We start from the raw sequence: 19,459 nt of genomic DNA, 5'->3' as shown, positions 1-19,459 counted from the left end.
TCCAAAAGATCGCGATAATCGGCATCCGGCGTTTTTAAACGCTCGCGTAAAGGCACACTCACGCGGCTATCAACGGGCATAGACGTGTCATGCAGCCACTCACGATGAATATGTGCGGCCTCGATACCTGTGATAGACCCTTTATTGGGGCCGGTGCGCAAGGTTGTGATGAGCGTATCAAAACTACAGTCGTTTAAAATAGCACCGGCTTTAGCAAGCTTATCCAACACCAATTGATAAGCCTCAGCGACATCCGTTTCCATGTCGCGCAAAACTATGCCTTGTGCCATACCGATTTTAAGTCCGGCCAAATCAACCGGTGCTAATGGTAGCGGCTCTTCACCAGCCATAATCGCATCAGCATCCGCACAAGCCGCAACAGTTTTAGCCAATGGACCGATGGAATCTAAATTCGGTGACAAAGGAAAAGCACCGGTCAAAGGAACCCGGCCATGCGTTGGTTTAAAACCGACAACACCATTAAGCGCCGCCGGAATTCGCACAGAACCGCCGGTATCAGAGCCAATCGCAATATCACAGCTTGCTTCACCGGCACTAACCGCAGCGCCCGATGATGAACCGCCCGCAATGAGGCTGTTATCATAAGCATTGCCGGGCACATTATAATGCGGATTTAGGCCAACCGCAGTAAACGCAAATTCTGTCATATGCGTTTTGCCGATAATAATAGCACCAGCCTGGCGCAAACGCTCAATAACCACTGCATCCCGTGTTGCAGGTTCCGCTGTTTGGCGGATGGTTGAGCCTGCAAGTGTAGGTTCACCCGCAACATCAAGCAGGTCTTTGATCGAAATAATCTTGCCATCCAGAGGGCCGAGATTTTTGCTTGAGGCTGCACGCAAATCTGCCGCATCAGCTTCAGCCCGTGCACTTACCGCATAAAGCTTCACATAGACCGCTTCATCCTGCTTACGCTCATCCAAACGCTTAAGAATATTTTCCAATCTCTGACGCGCTGACATTTTCAGCACGCCTTCTTGTTCTGCACTCACACTATACCCTCATTATTATTACCGCAGCCCGGCTGGCATATTTTCGCTATTCTAATGTGCCATGTATCAACGCGCGATGAACCGCACCTGATGTGCGTCCTCAACCGTTAAAAGCTCTGTGGCCGGCGGCACCGTATAAACATCATGAGTTCCGAACTCACGCGGAAAATATTCATAGCCTTGTGGCGGTGGCGGCGCATCATCCTGTTTTAAAACCTCTTCGCCTTTAACAATAGCGAAAGGATCAGGAATAGCCCCCATCAAACGCCGTGTATAAGGATGTATCGGATTGGAAAACACCCGCTGCCATGGCCCTTGCTCAACCACTTGCCCGAAATACATCACCGCAACACGATCGCTCATATGTTCAACCACACTCAAATCATGACTGATCATAATATAAGAGAGTTGCAACTCGTCTTTCAGTTCCAGCAACAAATTGATGATCTGCGCACGGATAGACACATCAAGCGCAGAAACCGGCTCATCCAGCACCACCACTTTAGGATTAAGCACCAGCGCGCGGGCAATACCGATACGCTGGCGCTGACCGCCTGAAAACTCATGCGGAAGACGTGTTGCCTGTTCAGGCTTCAATCCCACCAGTTTCATGGTTCTTTCAACACGATCATTTACTTCAGATTTTGTCGTTATTCCCTGCAAACGCAGTGGTGCGGCAAGCGATTTATAAATTGTCTGCCTCGGGTTAAGCGATGCATAGGGATCCTGAAAAACCATTTGCGCCATTTTCGCCCGTTCCAGACGGTCAGGCTCCACAGCACCGGTAATCGGCTTACCTTCAAAATAGATAGTACCTGCAGTCGGCTTTTGTAATCCGAGGATCGACAGTGCCAAAGTGGACTTGCCGCAACCGGATTCTCCCACAATAGAAAGACACTCACCTTTATACAGATCAAGACTGAAATCATTAACAGCACGCACTGCCTGCCGGGATTTACGGAACAGGCCTGCAGAGACCGGAAAATGTACGTCGAGATTTTCAATACGCAACAGCGGCGTGGTCTGATCACTCATGATGGTAGCACCTCACGAAACCGCGGCCAGCATGGGTAGCTGTAACTGAACCGGCACTCTGTACATTATGATGACCTTCGGCAAATTTCTGGCCAAGATCAGCAAGCTCTGTTTGCGGCGGAACTTTTGTCAGGCAAATATCCGTGGCGCGTTCGCAACGCGGTTGAAAACGGCAGCCTTTGGGGAATGCAGAAATTGATGGCACCACACCTTCAATTTCCTGCAACCGTTTGCGCTCACCAAGTTTACGTTGGCCGAGAACCGGCAGCGAGCTCAGCAAGCCATGCGTATATGGATGCGCAGGATGGCCGAAGAGATCCGCTACATTACGCTCCTCTACCAGATGACCGGCATACATTACGCCAACACGCTTACACATTTTGGCAATCACACCGAGATCATGACTGATCATCAGCACCGAAGTACCGCGTGACGTGCATAATTCCTGCATCAAACGCAAAATTTCAGCCTGCACTGTCACATCAAGAGCAGTAGTCGGCTCGTCGGCAATCAGCAGATCCGGATTACAGGCCAGCGCAATAGCAATCATCACTCGCTGGCGCATACCACCAGACATTTGATGCGGAAAGTTTTTGACCCGTTTTTCAGGTGCCGGAACATGCACCTGCCCCAACGCTTCCACAGCCTTTTTCTCGGCCTCATGCCATGTCGCCCCCTGATGCAGCACAAACATCTCTGCAATCTGGCGACCAACGGTGGAAAGCGGGTTCAGTGCAGTCATCGGTTCCTGAAAAATCATCGCAATACGACTGCCGCGCAATTTGCGCATATCTCTGTTGCTCATTTTGCGAAGATCTTGGCCTTTGAACAAGATCTCTCCGGAGCTGATTTCAAGCGGGCGGTTTAGCAATCCCATAATTGATAAAGAGGTGATCGATTTTCCGCATCCGGACTCCCCCACCAAACCGAATGTTTCCCCCGCACCGATCGAGAATGAAACATTTTCGACCACATTAAACCGCGTATCACCGGACGCGACATCAATTTGTAGGTTTTTAACTTCTAATAGTGCTGTGCTGCTCATGATTTGCGGCTCCTCATATGCGGATCAAGCAGATCACGAAGACCATCACCAAACAGGTTCAGGCCCAGAACGGTCAAAAAGATTGCAAGCCCGGGGAAAATAGCCGCCCAAGGTGCAATGGCAATCAATTCCCGCGCATCCGTCAACATGCTGCCCCAGCTCGGAAATGGCGGACGAATGCCAAGGCCGAGATAGGAAAGCGCAGCCTCGGCAAGAATAGCATCGCCCATACCTAATGTGCCGATGACAAGAATAGGCCCGATCATATTCGGCAAAACCTGCGTAATCATAATGCGCACATCACTGTAGCCCAGTGTTTTTGCAGCCTGCACATAACCCTGTTTCTTGAGTGAAAGTGCCGATGAGCGGGCAATACGACATGTCCACGACCAATTGGTCATACCAAGAGCAATCAAAAGACTGCCAAGGCCAGGGCCTAAGATCGCCATAATCGCCAGCGCAAAAATCAGCGACGGGATCGACAGCATCACATTGGTCAGACCGCAAACAAAATCGTCCCAGCGCCCGCCGATATAACCAGCTGAAATACCCAAAGTCAGACCGATCACCGTATTAATGAGCTGCGAAACAATGCCAACGGTCAGTGAAATACGTGCCCCATAAAGCACACGGCTGAACACATCGCGGCCTTGTGCATCGGTGCCGAACCAGAACTCGCCATCTGGCGGCAATTCAGCATTGATCAGATCGGCATCAAGCACCGGATCATAATGGGCAAGCAAAGGAGCGAAAATGCCTGCGGCCAGAATAACCACACAGAGCACTCCGCCAAATAATAAATTGAAACGTAATCTCATGGCGCTACTCGTGACTGATGCGCGGATCAATAACCGCATAAAGAATATCAACGATCGTATTAATGATCAGAAACCACATAACGATCATGAGAATGGCACCCTGTACCACCGGAATGTCACGCATCGACACGCTGTCTACCAGCAGTGAGCCAAGACCCGGCCAGGAGAAAAGTTTTTCGATGACAACCGCTGCGCCCATCAATGAGCCGAACTGCAAACCAACAGTGGTGATAATCAGAACCAGCGCATTGCGCACCAGATGCCATGTAACCAGACGGTAGGCATTCATACCTTTTGATCTCGCGGTACGGATAAAATCCGCTCCCATCACTTCAAGCACAGCAGCGCGCGTGGTGCGCGCCAGCAAAGCCAGCGGTGCGACACTTAAAGTAACTGCCGGCAAAATCAGATTACGGATACCACCATCACCGTAACCAAAGCTCGGCAACCAGCCCAGTGTCAGCGCAAAGAAATACATACACAGCAAGCCAAGCCAGAACTGTGGTAATGAAAGACCAGAAACAGCGGCAATCATGGTCACTGTGTCAAGCACACTCCCCGGCCGCAACGCTGCAATGAAGCCGAATGGCACCCCGATCAGAATAGCAATTGTCATTGCTGCAATGGCCAGCTTCATGGTTGGCCATGCCCGCTCCATCAGCATCTGCGTTACAGGCTGCCGTGTCCGGAATGATTTACCCAGATCAAACTGCACTAGATTGACAATATATGTGCCGAAGCGTTCATAAACCGGTTTATCCAGCCCGAACTCTTTGTTCATCTGCTCAACAACTTTAGGGTCGTTACGACTCTTGCCATCAGCAATCAAACTTGAGGTGAAACTTCCCGGTATCACGCTAAAAATAATAAAAATCAGCAAAGAGACCGCAAGAATTGTCGGTATCATTTGCAGGACCCGCCGGATAATAAATCGTAGCAAGTGTCCATCCCCTCTCAAATACAACGGCATCTGCAATAGCAGATAGTCTGAATGCTAGAGCATTTCGTAGTCCAATGGAATCATTGGGCGGCCACGATAATGCGTAAAAACAATAACTTAGAGCGGATTACATGATCCAATTTAAACGTAAACCGCTCTAGTTGACCACCTGATAAAACAGCAGAAGCAATGTCCAAGGCTCCCCACCTCAGACATCACAAGCCAACACTCTATGCGATGCCTTGATTGCCAATACACGGCTATTGCCGTGCATATTAGCTGGTTCATTTGGCAGGAGCGGTTCCACAATTATTTTAGTGAACCGCTCCCGCTGTCTCAAAGACCAAACCTTAACGGAAGCAGATCTGCACAATGATTTTTGCGCATATCTGTCTTTACCGGTTAGCGGGCAGGCGCTGTGTCATCAACCCAGAGATCTTCATATGACTGAATGGCAAGCTCAGCCGAGTTCGGCTGCAAACCATGCAACCAAGGCTGATAGGCCATCACTGCCTTATTATAGTTGAAGAACCAAACCGGAGCCTCTTCCAGCAAGATGTTGTTTGCCTGACGCAGAAGATCATTTTTAGCATCATCTGTTTCAGCAACCAGCGCGGCTTCATAGAGCTTGTCATATTCAGCATTGCTGAACTTGTAATAGTTACAAGCGGATTGCGGTGTCTTCGAATAGAAGCACTGCATCGCAGTCATCGGATCAGGACCACTCTGCAGCGACCACATAAAGGACTGAAAATCGCCGCCAGGAACCATTTCTGACAGAACCGCAGCTTCAACCGGTCTCGCCTTAACCTTAATACCAACCTTATCGAGCATCGGAATGATAGCTTCAACGATAGTCAGACCCCAGCTCTCATTCTGGGTGGCAGTCAATTCAAACTCGAAACCATCCGGGTAACCTGCTTCCGCCAGAAGTGCTTTGGCTTTTTCCGGGTCAAAAGCATAAGGCTGGGCATCTTTGTCGAAGGCAGGCGAAGATAATGGCAGCCAGCTCACTGCACGATAGGCTTTATCTTTACCCAGACGCTTAATGATCAGATCGGCATCAATCGCATAATTGACGGCCTGACGAACGCGCTTATCCTGAAACGGCTTATAATCCATATTGAAGCCGACAAGACGGGTATAGACTTCTGCAACTTCCAGAATGCCTTTCGACAGTTCAGGATCAGCTTTATAAGATACATATTGTGCAGGCCCGAGCACCGAAACATCAACTTCCTTATTACGGAAAGCTACGTCGCGCGCAGACGCTTCACCCATGATCATAATATTGATCTTATCAGCGTGAGGTTTATTTTTTTCGTAATATTTGTCCCATTTTTCAACGGTCAGGCGTGAACCCGGAACATATTCGGCAAATTTGAAAGGTCCAAGACCAATCGGATGGCTTTTAAAGCTGTCTTTATCGGCTTCACCGGCCGGATAAATTACAGTGCTTGGCTCCATCAGCTGAAAGCCCGGATTAACCGGCTCATTGAACGTGATTTCCAGCGTGAAATCATCAACCTTCTTCAGGCCCGAAATTTCTTGTGCCTTGCCATCAGAATAATCTGATGCGCCTTTGATGCCGCTGATATAACGCGCACCGGTATAGGCTTTGCCCGGGGTCATAATGCGCTTATAGCTTTCGATAATATCGTCAGCAGTCATCTGCTTGTCATTATGGAAAATTGCATCCTGACGCAGCTTATATGTATAAGTCAGGCGATCTGCCGAGGCTGTAACTTCGGTTGCCAGATCAAGAACCGGCTTATTCGCAGTGCCGTCCCATGCATAAAGGCGACGATGAATGGCTTTGGTAACAAACTCATCCTGTGTTGCCGGTGATGCCTGATTATCAAGTGTGCCGAAGCTTGAACCATACGGCGCAACGAAATTAATCGTTCCGCCTTTGCGTGGCTCTTCTGCAGAAGCGGTCAGCGCAACGCTGGCCAAAAGGCCGGCTGTGAGCGCGGAAAGAAGTGCAAAGCGTTTTATCATGCGTATTCCCCTCATTTTACTATTATTGTTTATCAGGTGCTTGATCGCCCCTTGTTTTTACACATCATGCAGGCAGTGATTTGTATGATACTACCCGTACAATGCTGTAATCCGTGCTTCATATCCGGTCAGGAGCCTCCCGTATTTTGCCACCGATTTCTACAAAGCATAAATTTTATAGCGCGGAGCGTGGTCCGCGCCAGATTTTTTGTCAATGGCGGTTAAACACAACCTCACCGCCGCGCAATGTCATCACGCACTCAGTGTCCTTGAGGATATCAACAGGTGCAGCCGTTAAGAGATTGCGTGAAAACACAGCAATATCCGCAACCTGTCCAGCAACCAATTTGCCTTTTACAGTCTCCATTTTCTGGGAGAATGCGCCAAATTCGGTATAAATCTGCAAGGCCTCCTCAATCGAAACACACTGGGTTTCATCCATCACAGTGCCTTTCCACGTTTTGCGGGTCAGCATTGTATAAAGATTAGGAAACGGATTTGGATGACAAACAGGGCTGTCACTGCCGGTCGCAGGCTTGAAACCAAGATCGCGCCATGTTTTCAGCGGATAGCTCGGACGGCCGCGCTCATCGCCCAGCACCGAAATATAGGCATCACCAAAATCATAGATGAAAACCTGCTGCGGACATGGGTAAATACCGGCTTTTTTCATCCGTTCGTGCTGTGCAGGTGTTGAGAAGCCGCAATGCTCAATACGATGACGGCGGTCAGCATCCGGATAGGCAGCGAGTGCTTTTTCATAGGCTGTGATCAGCTGTTCAATCGCCATATCACCAATAGCATGGCAAGCAAGCTGATATCCCTTGGCATGGGCATCAAGCACCATGGCCTGCAAATCTTCATCACTGAGAATTTGCACACCAGTATTCTTACCGTCATCTCCCAGATAGGGTTTTGACATCCATGCAGTTTTGCCCCCTGCAGAGCCGTCGAGAAACAGTTTTACAGCACCAATGGTCAGCATATCATCGCCAACACCTGAAACCAGCCCGCTTTCGAAACACTGCGGTACAACGGATTTGCCCGGATCACCAAGCAGTACCAGCCATGTGCGCACCGGCAGGCGGTTGTCGCGCTTGGCAATATTATAGGCACGGATTTCTTTATACCCGGCCACTTGGCCAACCGCTGCATCCATCACCGAAGTGACACCATAAGACAGCAACATATTACCGGCGTCTTCAATCGCCTCAATAATCTGCTCCTCACTTGGCTCAGGAATAACACGGCGCACCAAATCCTGAGCATTTTCAGCCAGCATACCGGTTAAAGTACCGTTTTTACTTTCGATCAATCCGCCATCAGGGACCGCCGTATTTTCGTCAACGCCTGCAAGTTTAAGAGCAAGCGAGTTAACAATACCCACATGGCCGCATGCACGCGTCAGCATAACCGGATGATCCGGTGCAGCCTGATCCAACTCGGATTTATGCGGATGCCGGCCAATATCCAGCTTGGTCTGGTCATAACCGCGCGCCAGAATCCACTCACCCTTTGGCAATGTTGCAGCTTTAGCACGGATAGCCTCTTGCAAATCTGCAAGGGTAGGCAATGCGGCCGGCGTTGCATCAATACGCTTGAGTGAAAGGCCGGTGGAGATCAGATGGAGATGGGCATCATTCAGACCCGGCGTGGCAAATGCCCCTTTAAGGTCAATAAGCTCGGTGTTTTCACCTTTGAGCGCCAGCACATCCTGCATGCTGCCGGCAGCCAGTACCTTGCCCTGCCAAATAGCCAGAGCCTCTACGGTTCCCTCTTCATAACCGCACCAGATGGTACCATTGTGCAAAATTTTATCGGCAATAATCATCTGACTATTCGCCATGATGCGCCCTCCCCTTCATGCTGCTGCAGGCAATTCTGTGTGATTATTTTATTTCACGTTGCTCTGCAGTATTGTCAAAAATTTCCGTCATGCTTGGCCGCATCATTTTTGAGGCAGCAGTAGTCTGATTGTTCTTTTTCTAAAGCCTTTCATTATACGAAATGAAAAGCAAGCTGTGCAAATGTTAAAATTTGCGGTTATTTTTACATCATTTAGCACAACAAAGCTGCGTTTAGACGATATAAAGCACGCTGCATAGCCAAATGCGTTTATATGCCAGCTTCTGGCCTTCGCTCAACCACACTATAGGGCAAAAATTTACTCCCATTCACTGTGTGTTTATGCACGATAGCAATAAAAGCCTTGACTGATTTGCCTGTGCAGCCACAGGCAAATTGCAGCACAAACTTAGTTTAGACCAAGCTGGATTTCGCCATTTGATGAAAGAAAGACGCACCGCGCTCTAAGATTTCATCGTTGAAATTATAACGGCTGGTATGGAGCCCGCTACTGTTACCATTGCCGAGAAAAATATAGGCGCCCGGCACAGCTTCAAGTAGAAATGAGAAATCCTCACTGCCCATCATCGGCATACCCAGCTCTTCAAAAGCATCCGCGCCAAATCCGGTAATCGCCACGTCACGTGCCAGCTCATAAGCTTGCGTATTATTAATGGTCGCCGGATATCCGACAGCCCAATCCAGCTGCACTTCAGCCTGATAACTTTTGGCTTGATAACGGGAAATTTCACTTACACGCTCGCGCAAAGCTGTACGTACTGTTGGATCCATCGCCCGCATTGACAGTTCAAGTACCGCCGTATCCGGAATAATATTGCAGGCAGACCCTGATTGGAACGAACCAACGGTAAGCACTGCCGGCTGATGCGGAGAAATATTGCGCGACACCAGTGTTTGCAAAGCCATCACAATGCTTGAGGCCACCACCACCGGATCAACAGTCAATTCCGGCATCGCGCCATGACCACCGCTGCCTTTAACAGTCAGCGTCAGCACATCAATCGATGCCGCCATAGCACCCGCTTTGGCTGAAAATACGCCCGTCGCCAAGCCCGGCATATTATGAATGGCAAAAACCTGTTCACAAGGAAAGCGTTCGAACAGACCGTCATCAATCATCATTTTTCCACCACCGAAATTTTCTTCGGCAGGCTGAAAGATCAGATGTACAGCTCCGTTAAAATCCTGATCTTGTGACAAAGCATAAGCAGCGCCAAGCAACATCGCCGTATGACCGTCATGCCCGCAGGCATGCATAACACCTTCATGCAGGCTGGCATAAGGCAGCCCCGTTTCTTCGAGAATCGGCAAAGCATCAAAATCAGCACGAAACCCGATAGAGCGGTTGCTGTCTCCGCGTTTCAAAGTTCCGACAATACCGGTTTGCCCCAGACCGCGTGTAACTTCAAAACCCCATTTCTGCAAATGCTGCGCAATAAATTCTGATGTTTTGAATTCCGACAAGCCGATTTCCGGCATAGCATGCAACTGATGCCTGATATTGATCAATTCCGGCAAAAATGCACTGAAATCAAACTTACCCATTTTCTCTCCCCTTATTATTTCAGTCTATTTGCAGAAATTACCGCGCCGAGAAAAAAGCCGCTTTTTACAGGCGAATTCCGATCATTCATCAACAGGAAGATCATCACTTTCAAGCTTTTTGTAAAACTATCCAGACTTATAGCAAAGCTTTTTTAGCAGCTCTGTTTATCCAATTCTTATAGTGTCAGAAAGCTGCTTAGCTCTTGCCGGAAATATTTCCCTCTCGTAAAGATAATGCGAGCAGTTTTTCGCTGCATATTACAATCATCTGGGTCTGGAGCAGAATTTGCGTATCTCAATCAGTTTTATCAGCGCTGCATTGCTTACACTGTCTGCCTGCGCATCCAGAGATATCGGCCCGATCAATGATCATGAAACTATCATAGACAGCAAACGCACCGATTATATTGCCGATGCCGGTGATGATGGCTCAACTGTTGTTGCGCTGGCTTTTTCAGGTGGAGGCACCCGTTCGGCAGCATTTGCTTATGGCGTTTTGCAAGCGCTTGATGAAATTATCATTGATGAATATCCTGACAAAAGGCGCCTGATTGAGAATGTAAGGTTGGTTTCCGGTACATCCGGCGGTGCGGTAGCTGCCGCCTATTTCGGTATGGCCGGCACAGAGGGCTATCAGGATTTTCGTGAAAAATTTCTTTACCGCAATGCCGAGCAAAATTTGCGCACCTCGCTGCTGGTGCCGCAAAATGTCTATCACACGATTAATGGCGGCCTGAATGACCGTAACGGCCTGTCACTGTGGCTGGACAAGAACCTGTTTCACGGTAAAACTTTCGCATCATTGCGCTATCGTGATGCGCCTACAGTATGGCTTACTGCATCTGATATTTATAACCGCACACCATTTCATTTTACTGAAGATACATTTGATGCCTTGTGCAGTGATTTGAGCAAAGTCCGTCTTTCTGATGCGGTCAGCGCGTCTGCAGCAGTACCGGCCGCTTTTGCACCGGTTGTAGTCTCTGCCAAACAGACCAAATGCAATTATCAACCACCACAATGGCTTAAAAGCACATTGGTCAATCCGAATGCTCCACTGAGACTCAATGCTTATGCGCGCAGCCTTTATGCCTATCGCAATGACCCTGATCAGCATTATATCAAATTGCTCGATGGTGGCCTGACAGACAATATCGGCGTTACACCTTTTGCTTTGGCGCGGGCTGGCGCCAATAACGGCCATGGCCCCCTGTCGCCGGAAGAAGCGGTGAAACTGCGCAAGCTGATTTTTATTGTTGCTGATGCCGGAACCGCCGGTCAGGATCCGTGGGTAAAAACCTTACATGGTCCGGTGCTGAGCAAAGTAGCCGCTGCAACCGCTTATACCTCAATCTCAGCATCCGTACGCGACGGGTTTGATGCACTGAAACTTGCAACAACGCAGTGGCAAAAAGACCTCATCAGCTATCGCTGTGCTTTACCGCTCACAACCGTTAAACGCCATCGCGGCACATTACAGGGCTGGAACTGCAAAGATGTCAGCCTGATCGTGGAGGCACTCAGCTTCAGAGATATGGATGCTGAAACCCAAAAACGCTTAAACCGCATTCCGACCCGCTTTCAGCTACCAAAAGAACAAGTTGATCTGGCTATCGAATCCGGTCGTAAAGCCGTTATACAAAATGAAAACATACAGAACGCTGTGCTGGATATTCAAAAATTCGCTCAAGTATCACAAGCCAAGCATGTCTTACCCGTGAAGCGTCAAGCAGCACAACTTCCCGTTTTTAATTAGGATATGATATAGTGAAAATCTCTTATGATCATTTTTCTGATTGATTGAAAGCCATGCAAGACCTGTTTTCGCCTCTCACTCCAGCCTTACCAGATCGTGAAGTTCTTGCTGAAGGCGCGGTCTTACTGCGTGGCGCAGCGCTTGAGACACAAACAGATTTACTGCAATCCCTGGCTCTTATAACAGCGCAAGCTCCCTTCCGGCACATGGTAACCCCTGGTGGCTTTACAATGTCTGTTGCGATGAGCAACTGTGGGCCGCTTGGCTGGATCAGTGATCGCAGCGGCTATCGTTACAGCCCAGTTGATCCGCAAACCAACCTTAAATGGCCTGAAATGCCCGATTGTTTTATGCAGTTGGCACAAGAAACTGCGGCCAAAGCCGGTTATCCGGATTTTACACCGGATGCGTGCCTGATTAACCGCTATGAGCCAAAAACAAAATTGTCTTTGCATCAGGATAAAGATGAAAAAAGCCCGCATCATCCCATCGTATCTGTCTCACTGGGTTTACAGGCCACATTTCAGTTTGGTGGCTTAAAGCGCAGTGACACTGTGCATAAATATGCATTGCAGCATGGGGATGTGGTAGTATGGGGCGGGCCTTCGCGACTTAATTATCATGGTATTCCGACATTAAAAGACGGCCAACATCCCTTGCTTGGCTGCTACCGTATTAATCTCACATTTCGTAAAGCGGCATAAATTTGAAAATAAGATTTGCAGTGTGCCTGAGGCCATCGCAAGCTAAAGCATTTCATATATATATTTTCGTAAATGTGCAGACATAGCCATAACAGAGGCTGCCCGTGAAAAAAGCTGTGCCAATACACTTATTAACGATCATTGATGATCCGCGCTGGCAAGCGGTGCAGCAACACGCGTCGGAATATGACGGAAAATTTGTCTATGCAATCAAAACCACAGGTATTTATTGCCGCCCCGTCTGTCCGTCACGTCGTCCGAAACCTGAACATACCCAATTTTTTGATACCTCTGCTCAAGCAGAAGCAGCAGGATTTCGGCCTTGCCAGCGCTGCCATCCGCAAAGGCAGCAAACAATCCGGCAGCAACAGGCAGAAATCGTAACAGAAGCCTGCACTATGATCCGTGACAGTGAAACACCACCTGATCTCAACAGGCTCGCTGATAAAGCCGGCTTCAGTGTTTCATATTTTCACAAGCTATTTAAACAAATCACCGGCATGACACCAAAAAATTACGCCCAATCCCTCAGGATTGAAAAACTGCAACATGAGCTGTCAATCAGCGAAATATCTGTTACCCAAGCCATTTATAATTCAGGTTTTAACGAGAGTAGCAATTTTTACGCGGCCAAACACATGCCTCTTGGCATGAGCGCATCTTCTTATAAAAAGGGAGGTATCAATATTATGCTGCAATATGCCATTGCGCCTTGTTCGCTCGGGCAAGTTCTTGTTGCTGCCAGCGATAAAGGCATTTCTGCTATTTTACTCGGTGATGTAGCGCAGGATTTACTGAATGATCTGAAGCGACGCTTTCCCAAAGCAGAAATTCAACAAGCAGATACCGGATTTAAAACCACGCTCAATCAAGTTCTCAGCTTTATTGACCAGCCACAACCCGAGTTTAATTTACCACTCGATATTCACGGCACACTGTTTCAGCAAAAAGTCTGGCAGGTTTTACGCCAGATACCACCGGGGCAAACCGTCAGCTATGCAGAACTGGCGCAGCTCATTGGTAAACCCAAAGCAGCGCGCGCCGTAGCCGGTGCATGTGCCGCTAATCCGGTGGCTATTGTGGTGCCATGCCATCGTGTTGTGCGCAATGATGGCGGTCTCTCGGGATATCGCTGGGGTATTGAACGTAAAAGAAGCCTGTTGAATAAAGAAAAAGCCGGCACTGAATAAACAGTACCGGCTATCGCTTAAAGCACCTAACAAACAATGCTAAGCTATTAATACTGTGTAAAAACCCTGCGCTCAGATTTCGAAAACCGGATCACCTGATAGGGCTCTTTGATATCGCCCTGCTCCATGCCAGGGGAACCAACAGGCATACCCGGTACTGCAAGACCAGAAGGCGCACCATTTTCTGCAAGTAACTTCTGAACATCACTGGCCGGCACATGCCCTTCAATAACATGTCCATCAATAATGGCAGTATGACAGGATTGCAGATCATCGCTCACGCCATATTTCGCTTTAATCGGGCTCATATCTTCAACATTGTTTTCAACGATCTGGAAACCCGCCGCTTTCATATGATCTGCCCAGCCAACGCAACAACCACAATAAGGTGACTTATAAAGCTCTACCACTTTATTGTGCTGTGCTATTGCGCCTGAATTAGCAGAAACAAACATAAGTGCTGCAATCCCCGTAAGCATTTTCTGTACATGTTTCATATCAATATCCTTGAAAGTCAGTTGCTGAATAACAGCACCGTAAAGCTGGCAAATAACGCTAAATGCAGCATACCTTGTATCGGCTATGTCTTCTGACCCATAAAACTCAGAGTAGTGAGCGCAATAGTCAGTAAAAACAATACGGTTTCGACGGCAGAATTCCCATAATGACTGTTCTGCCAGTGATTAAACCAATAAACAGTACTGCCGGAACAGTCAGCCCTACGATTGAAACAAATGCCCCTAAACACAAATTAATTGCGCGTTGCATTTCATTATTTAAAGCGGCCTTTACAGCTTTGATGGATTGCAGTTTAAAGACAATGATAGCTATAAGCACACCGCCAAGAGCCACAGGCGCTTTTGATACAGCGATACCATGATCCATCAATATTGCGAGGTCATTCGAAAGCAAAACGATTGGCAAAATCATAGCAATCAAAACCAACACACGCTTTATAATAGATCTGCCAGAGCATTTCACTATCAAGTTGATAGGTATCACAATGCGAAAAAGCTAAAATCTAGAGCGAGCGTTCCGATCCAACCTGAACGTTTCCCATTCTAGTACACCATCCAGAGGCTGATGTAGCCATCGTTCGCCTTGCCAATAAAAAGAGCACCGACTAGCTAGACTATAATAAGGCGGGCTATGATCTTACTTGAAAGCAGCAGCTGAGCCGTTTTAGCCCGCTTGTTATTTATAGAAAGATTTGTTGAGACGGTTTCACAGATGCCTAATCTCCATCAATTAATCTAAGATAGAGGGGCCGTCACCGACATTTTCATAGCGGGGTTATTTATTGCTGCGATCTTATGTTCTGATTGTTTTTTGATTTTGGTTGCAGGCGCACGCAACCACCAATACCAACATTCATCGCAAGGCTTAATTTGAGACAAAGATGTGCGCGGCGGAATGACAGACTTGAGGCCGTTTGCGGCCCACCAGCTATCAATCCAGCGCTTCTTGAAAGCTACCCTATTTCAAATGTGTGTTTTTGAACCTACCTGTTTGCTCGCTCAATTCATTTTGGATCGGGATATTAAACATCCCGATCCTTGTTTTTTATTTCAATAATCATATCAAATTTTCTAAGGTTAAAAAGTATCGATCAGTCGAGCACAGCGCAACGTACACGCAACCACTCCAGTACTTCCCCTTCAAGGTGGCGCGACATTTCAGACAATACGCGCTGATGGTAGCAATTGATCCAGTGCACTTCCTCACTGTTCAAGGCGGCCAGATTAGCTAGGCGCATATCAAGCGGTACCAGTGTCAGGCTTTCAAAACGCATGAAGCCAGAACCGGCATCCACAATTTCAACCTGATTTTCCAACCGCATGCCATAGGCATCCGCCTTGTAATAACCGGGTTCAATTGTTGTCACCATACCGGCGCGTAAGCTGACCTCATTGATGCGCTTGTCAAAACGTTGCGGCTGCTCATGCACAGAGAGAAAATGCCCAACACCGTGACCAGTGCCATGATCATAATCCAGCCCCATCGCCCATAGCGGACGGCGTGCCAAAGCATCAAGATGATGGCCTTGTGTACCTTGTGGAAATCTGGTTGAGATCATCAGGATCAACCCTTTGAGCACCGCTGTATAGGCATCGCGCACCTCATCCGACAAACAACCAAAGGCTGTAGTACGGGTGGCATCTGTTGTGCCGGTCAGATACTGACCACCGGAATCAAGCAGATAAACATTATCACTGAGAATAGGTGCATTGCTGCTCTCCGAGGCCGTATAGTGACACATAGCAGCATTGGCACCAGCCGCTGAAATCGTACGAAAACTCGGCTCGACAAAATCACCCCCCAACTGCCTGAAAGACAGAATTTTTTCTTCCGCTTCTCTTTCATCAACCGGATTGCCGGATTGGGCACGCTGGCGTCCTTCTGTATCCAGCCATGCCAGAAAGCGGATCCATGCCAACCCATCCTGTCGGTGCGCTGCACGAAACCCTTCCAATTCAACCGGATTTTTCAATGCCTTGATATCTGTCAGAGGGCTACGCTTTAGAACCACCTGTCCGCCTGCCTGCTCCACGGCATATACAAAAGCTGAAGGGGCAAAGCCTGCATCAATCAATGCCACACTGCCTTTGCTGATCTGGCCAATACGGTTCAACAGACTATCAGGCTCGGCAATAGTGATACCATCCAACTCAAAGCCGGAAAGATCATTCGGCAATTTACGCCGGTCGACCAGCCATTGTACGCTGCCATCTCTGCCCGCGATCATGAAAGAGTGCGGCATTGGATTACACGCCACATCCCGCCCACGCACATTTAAAAACCACGCAATATTATCCGGTTGTGCTTCCAGTAAATAATCCGCCCCCGCAACCTCAAGAGCTTGCGCCAGACGAATTTTCTTATCCGCAACACTTTCACCAGAAGACTGCAAAGGAAATGCCATAATCTGGCCAAGCGGTTTTTCAGGCTGATCGCCCCATATTCCGTCTACCAGATCCTCTGTCATAGCCACCCACACACCACCTGCTGCCTGCACTGCGGTAGCACAATCCTGCTCCCAGAGCGGCGGCAAGAGCATGGCATTAAATCCGATGCGCTGACCGGCTTTAACATGATTTCGTAACCAGGATTTCAGCGGATTATTAAAAAAATGCTCAACCGTAAAGGCGCTCATATCGACCTGGTTGCGCACCTGCACCTGATAGCGCCCATCAACAAAAATAACGGCCTGATCCCGCATGATCAAAGCCACGCCTGCGGAACCTGTAAAACCCGTTGCATAGGCCAGCCGTTCATCGTGATTCGCGCAATATTCACCCTGATGCTCATCAAATCGTGGCACCACTAAACCGTCAAGGCGATAAAGCGACAGTTGCGCACGCAAAGCTTGCAAGTGCTGCTTCTGCTTGCTCATTTTACTATCCATTATAGGATTTCCTTACCGTAACACGTCTTTCAAAAGGCGCAGTTTTGCAGGTCTTCGGCAAAATGACAGGCAACCATGCCCGACATCTGCGGCGAAGCTTCACCATTACCGGCACCAACACTATCCATTGCCCGTAATACCGGCTTTTCCTGCTGGCAAAGTGGTCTCGCATGCGGGCAGCGAATATGGAAAGGACAGCCTGACGGTATATTCAGCGGACTTGGCAACTCGCCGGTCAAAACCGGTGCGGCGCGCCTTTCATCCGGATCAAGTGAAGGGGCAGCCGCCAGCAAAGCCTTGGAATAAGGATGCATAGGGGCGGCAAAAAGCTCCTCAGAGGCACCAATCTCAACAATTGCTCCCAGATAAATTACCGCCACCCGATGTGACAAATGCCGCACCAATGGCAGATCATGGGCAACAAATATAATCGATAAACCCAGCTCCTCCTGCAGTTCAAGCAAGAGATTAACCACCTGCGCCTGCACTGAAACATCGAGTGCAGAGACCAGTTCATCGGCCACAAGGCAGCTCGGTTCCAGTGATAAAGCCCGTGCAATTGCAATACGCTGGCGCTGACCGCCGGAGAACTCATGCGGATATTTATCCGCAGCATTTTGTGGTAACCGCACAAGATCAAGCAGTTCAGTTATACGTTGTGCTATTTGCGGGCCTCGGCGCATCTGATGTACACTGATCGTTTCTTCCAACACGTCACGCACTGTCATACGCGGATTAAGCGATGTGTAAGGATCCTGAAACATCATCTGAACACGGCGGTTAAATATCCTCCGCTCCTGCTTGCTCTGGGCATGGATTGTGCGCCCTTCAAACAGGATTTGACCCGAACTCGGCTGATGTAACCCAACTATGCAGCGTGCCAGTGTAGATTTTCCGCAGCCGGATTCACCCACAATACCAAGTGTTTCGCCACGCATGACATCAAGACTTACCTGATTGAGCGCAGATACAACCTGAGCAGGACGGCGCATCACAGCATCGGCCAGAGAGCGCCCTTTGGTAAATTTCATTGTCAGATCACGCACACCAAGCAATGGCGTCGTTTCAATCGCGTCAAGAGCAATTGCCGTCATATCAGGGTTTCTCCGCCAACAGTGTTTGCTGGTTTATGCGCGCGCTTAAAAGGCAATTGCTGCAATTTATGACAGGCTGCCTGCTGCATACCTTCCAAATTTTGCATCAGCGGGCGAACTTGTGCACAGCTGCTGTCACCCAAAAAACATCGCTCGGTAAAGGCACAGCCAACAGGTAAGTCACTCAAAGACGGCGGCGTACCCGGCACCGAATATAATGGTGTGCGCGGAGCAACTCCACGAGGAATGGAGCGCAACAAGCCCTGAGTATAGGGATGACGGGGGGTGCGGATAACTTCACGTGTTGTGCCTGTTTCACACAGCCTTCCGCCATACATCACAGCTACCCGGTCGCAGGTTTGTGCCACCACACTCATATCATGCGTTACCAGAATGACGCTCATATCCATATCGCGTGCGAGTGACTGAATTAGCCGCAAAATCTGATCCTGAATTGTCACATCAAGCGCGGTTGTCGGCTCATCAGCCAATAGCAATTGCGGGTTGGATGCCAGGGCAATGGCAATCATAACACGCTGGCGCATACCGCCTGAGAATTCGTGCGGATAATCATTGAGCCGTGCGGCAGCGGAAGGAATGCCGACCATATCGAGCAATTCTACCGCGCGTTTGCGACGCGCCTGCTTATCCAGCGTCGTATGGGCGGCAAGATTTTCACCAATCTGCAAACCGACCGTAATCAATGGATTGAGGGAAGCCATAGGTTCCTGGAAAATCATCGCGATTTCCCGTCCGCGCACCGCCCGAAGCTGCCCCTCGCTCATGGCAATAAGATCTTGCCCTTTCCACAACGCCTGCCCGTAAACACGCCCGCGTGGCCTGACAATGCCAATCAGCGAGCGCAAAGTTATGCTTTTCCCTGATCCGGACTCCCCGACTATACCGAGAATTTCACCACGCCTAACTGACAAAGACAGGTTATCAATCGCCACAAGCGGGCTTTCAGGCGTACCGAACTCCGTGCGCAATGCACAGATGTCCAGTAAAATATCGCCATTTTTTGTTTTCAAGTTGTTATCGCGCAT

The 19,459-nt window shown here is 48.9% G+C and carries 16 protein-coding genes (1 of these 16 cut by a window edge); 3 read left to right on the top strand and 13 right to left on the bottom strand.

The window, feature by feature from the left end; genetic code table 11:
• The 8 genes from MP213Fo_RS07915 to MP213Fo_RS07880 all read right to left on the bottom strand — a co-directional run.
• Positions 1 to 983 carry the 5' portion of an amidase gene (locus MP213Fo_RS07915; RefSeq protein ID WP_421091069.1) on the bottom strand. 307 nt of this gene lie to the left of the window's left edge, so 983 of the gene's 1,290 nt are visible here — the first part of the coding sequence; the start codon lies at positions 981 to 983; the stop codon falls past the left edge of the window.
• Positions 984 to 1,079: 96 nt separating this feature from the next.
• Positions 1,080 to 2,048 carry an ABC transporter ATP-binding protein gene (locus MP213Fo_RS07910; protein WP_421088529.1) on the bottom strand — a complete coding sequence of 323 codons (969 nt, stop codon included), beginning with the start codon at positions 2,046 to 2,048 and terminating at the stop codon, positions 1,080 to 1,082.
• Complete coding sequence (locus MP213Fo_RS07905) at positions 2,041 to 3,093, bottom strand: ABC transporter ATP-binding protein (protein ID WP_421088528.1); 1,053 nt, start codon at positions 3,091 to 3,093, stop codon at positions 2,041 to 2,043. Before MP213Fo_RS07905 ends, MP213Fo_RS07910 begins: the two co-directional genes overlap by 8 nt.
• On the bottom strand, positions 3,090 to 3,911 hold the full coding sequence (locus tag MP213Fo_RS07900; protein ID WP_421088527.1) for an ABC transporter permease: 822 nt from the start codon (positions 3,909 to 3,911) through the stop codon (positions 3,090 to 3,092). The genes MP213Fo_RS07905 and MP213Fo_RS07900 overlap by 4 nt, the downstream gene beginning before the upstream one ends.
• 4 nt (positions 3,912 to 3,915) lie before the next feature.
• On the bottom strand, positions 3,916 to 4,851 hold the full coding sequence (locus tag MP213Fo_RS07895; protein WP_421088526.1) for an ABC transporter permease: 936 nt from the start codon (positions 4,849 to 4,851) through the stop codon (positions 3,916 to 3,918).
• 402 nt (positions 4,852 to 5,253) lie between these two features.
• Positions 5,254 to 6,852, bottom strand: a complete 1,599-nt coding sequence (locus tag MP213Fo_RS07890) for an ABC transporter substrate-binding protein (RefSeq protein WP_421088525.1) — start codon at positions 6,850 to 6,852, stop codon at positions 5,254 to 5,256.
• A gap of 211 nt (positions 6,853 to 7,063) precedes the next feature.
• Positions 7,064 to 8,698 carry an amidohydrolase gene (locus tag MP213Fo_RS07885; protein WP_421088524.1) on the bottom strand — a complete coding sequence of 545 codons (1,635 nt, stop codon included), beginning with the start codon at positions 8,696 to 8,698 and terminating at the stop codon, positions 7,064 to 7,066.
• A gap of 413 nt (positions 8,699 to 9,111) precedes the next feature.
• Positions 9,112 to 10,263 carry a M20 aminoacylase family protein gene (locus MP213Fo_RS07880; RefSeq protein WP_421088523.1) on the bottom strand — a complete coding sequence of 384 codons (1,152 nt, stop codon included), beginning with the start codon at positions 10,261 to 10,263 and terminating at the stop codon, positions 9,112 to 9,114.
• Between the two features lie 286 nt (positions 10,264 to 10,549).
• Here MP213Fo_RS07880 and MP213Fo_RS07875 point away from each other — a divergent pair, with 286 nt between their 5' ends.
• From MP213Fo_RS07875 to ada, 3 genes are all read left to right on the top strand, one after another.
• Positions 10,550 to 12,019 (top strand): patatin-like phospholipase family protein, encoded by a 1,470-nt coding sequence (locus MP213Fo_RS07875; RefSeq protein WP_421088522.1) that lies wholly within the window; start codon positions 10,550 to 10,552, stop codon positions 12,017 to 12,019.
• Between the two features lie 53 nt (positions 12,020 to 12,072).
• Positions 12,073 to 12,723: a DNA oxidative demethylase AlkB gene (gene alkB / locus MP213Fo_RS07870; protein WP_421088521.1), complete on the top strand. Its 651-nt coding sequence runs from the start codon at positions 12,073 to 12,075 to the stop codon at positions 12,721 to 12,723.
• Positions 12,724 to 12,827: 104 nt separating this feature from the next.
• On the top strand, positions 12,828 to 13,913 hold the full coding sequence (gene ada / locus MP213Fo_RS07865) for a bifunctional DNA-binding transcriptional regulator/O6-methylguanine-DNA methyltransferase Ada (protein WP_421088520.1): 1,086 nt from the start codon (positions 12,828 to 12,830) through the stop codon (positions 13,911 to 13,913).
• 47 nt (positions 13,914 to 13,960) lie between these two features.
• Here the strand turns inward: ada and MP213Fo_RS07860 are convergent, their stop codons facing one another.
• The 5 genes from MP213Fo_RS07860 to MP213Fo_RS07840 all read right to left on the bottom strand — a co-directional run bounded on the left by MP213Fo_RS07860 (position 13,961) and on the right by MP213Fo_RS07840 (position 19,459).
• The gene (locus tag MP213Fo_RS07860; protein WP_421088519.1) at positions 13,961 to 14,410 is read right to left on the bottom strand and encodes a DUF411 domain-containing protein; all 450 of its coding nucleotides are present in this window, start codon (positions 14,408 to 14,410) and stop codon (positions 13,961 to 13,963) included.
• A gap of 127 nt (positions 14,411 to 14,537) precedes the next feature.
• Positions 14,538 to 14,798 carry a hypothetical protein gene (locus MP213Fo_RS07855; RefSeq protein WP_421088518.1) on the bottom strand — a complete coding sequence of 87 codons (261 nt, stop codon included), beginning with the start codon at positions 14,796 to 14,798 and terminating at the stop codon, positions 14,538 to 14,540.
• 724 nt (positions 14,799 to 15,522) lie between these two features.
• Positions 15,523 to 17,307 carry an aminopeptidase P family protein gene (locus MP213Fo_RS07850; RefSeq protein WP_421088517.1) on the bottom strand — a complete coding sequence of 595 codons (1,785 nt, stop codon included), beginning with the start codon at positions 17,305 to 17,307 and terminating at the stop codon, positions 15,523 to 15,525.
• 41 nt (positions 17,308 to 17,348) lie between these two features.
• Positions 17,349 to 18,413, bottom strand: a complete 1,065-nt coding sequence (locus MP213Fo_RS07845) for an ABC transporter ATP-binding protein (RefSeq protein ID WP_421088516.1) — start codon at positions 18,411 to 18,413, stop codon at positions 17,349 to 17,351.
• Positions 18,410 to 19,459 carry an ABC transporter ATP-binding protein gene (locus MP213Fo_RS07840; protein ID WP_421088515.1) on the bottom strand — a complete coding sequence of 350 codons (1,050 nt, stop codon included), beginning with the start codon at positions 19,457 to 19,459 and terminating at the stop codon, positions 18,410 to 18,412. The genes MP213Fo_RS07845 and MP213Fo_RS07840 overlap by 4 nt, the downstream gene beginning before the upstream one ends.

This window comes from Pseudochrobactrum mosebachae (assembly GCF_048914685.1).
Taxonomy (GTDB): Bacteria; Pseudomonadota; Alphaproteobacteria; order Rhizobiales; family Rhizobiaceae; genus Pseudochrobactrum.
The sequence above is the reverse complement of the archived record's forward strand: the minus strand, read 5'-3'. Positions and strand labels throughout refer to the sequence as shown.

Coding starts and splice junctions, on each gene's coding strand:
- MP213Fo_RS07840 (WP_421088515.1), bottom strand. CDS start 19,459: ATGCGCGATAACAACTTGAAAACAAAAAATGGCGATATTTTACTGGAC.
- MP213Fo_RS07885 (WP_421088524.1), bottom strand. CDS start 8,698: ATGGCGAATAGTCAGATGATTATTGCCGATAAAATTTTGCACAATGGT.
- MP213Fo_RS07890 (WP_421088525.1), bottom strand. CDS start 6,852: ATGATAAAACGCTTTGCACTTCTTTCCGCGCTCACAGCCGGCCTTTTG.
- MP213Fo_RS07910 (WP_421088529.1), bottom strand. CDS start 2,048: ATGAGTGATCAGACCACGCCGCTGTTGCGTATTGAAAATCTCGACGTA.
- alkB (WP_421088521.1), top strand. CDS start 12,073: ATGCAAGACCTGTTTTCGCCTCTCACTCCAGCCTTACCAGATCGTGAA.
- MP213Fo_RS07850 (WP_421088517.1), bottom strand. CDS start 17,307: ATGAGCAAGCAGAAGCAGCACTTGCAAGCTTTGCGTGCGCAACTGTCG.
- MP213Fo_RS07905 (WP_421088528.1), bottom strand. CDS start 3,093: ATGAGCAGCACAGCACTATTAGAAGTTAAAAACCTACAAATTGATGTC.
- MP213Fo_RS07880 (WP_421088523.1), bottom strand. CDS start 10,263: ATGGGTAAGTTTGATTTCAGTGCATTTTTGCCGGAATTGATCAATATC.
- MP213Fo_RS07845 (WP_421088516.1), bottom strand. CDS start 18,413: ATGACGGCAATTGCTCTTGACGCGATTGAAACGACGCCATTGCTTGGT.
- MP213Fo_RS07860 (WP_421088519.1), bottom strand. CDS start 14,410: ATGAAACATGTACAGAAAATGCTTACGGGGATTGCAGCACTTATGTTT.
- MP213Fo_RS07900 (WP_421088527.1), bottom strand. CDS start 3,911: ATGAGATTACGTTTCAATTTATTATTTGGCGGAGTGCTCTGTGTGGTT.
- MP213Fo_RS07855 (WP_421088518.1), bottom strand. CDS start 14,798: ATGGATCATGGTATCGCTGTATCAAAAGCGCCTGTGGCTCTTGGCGGT.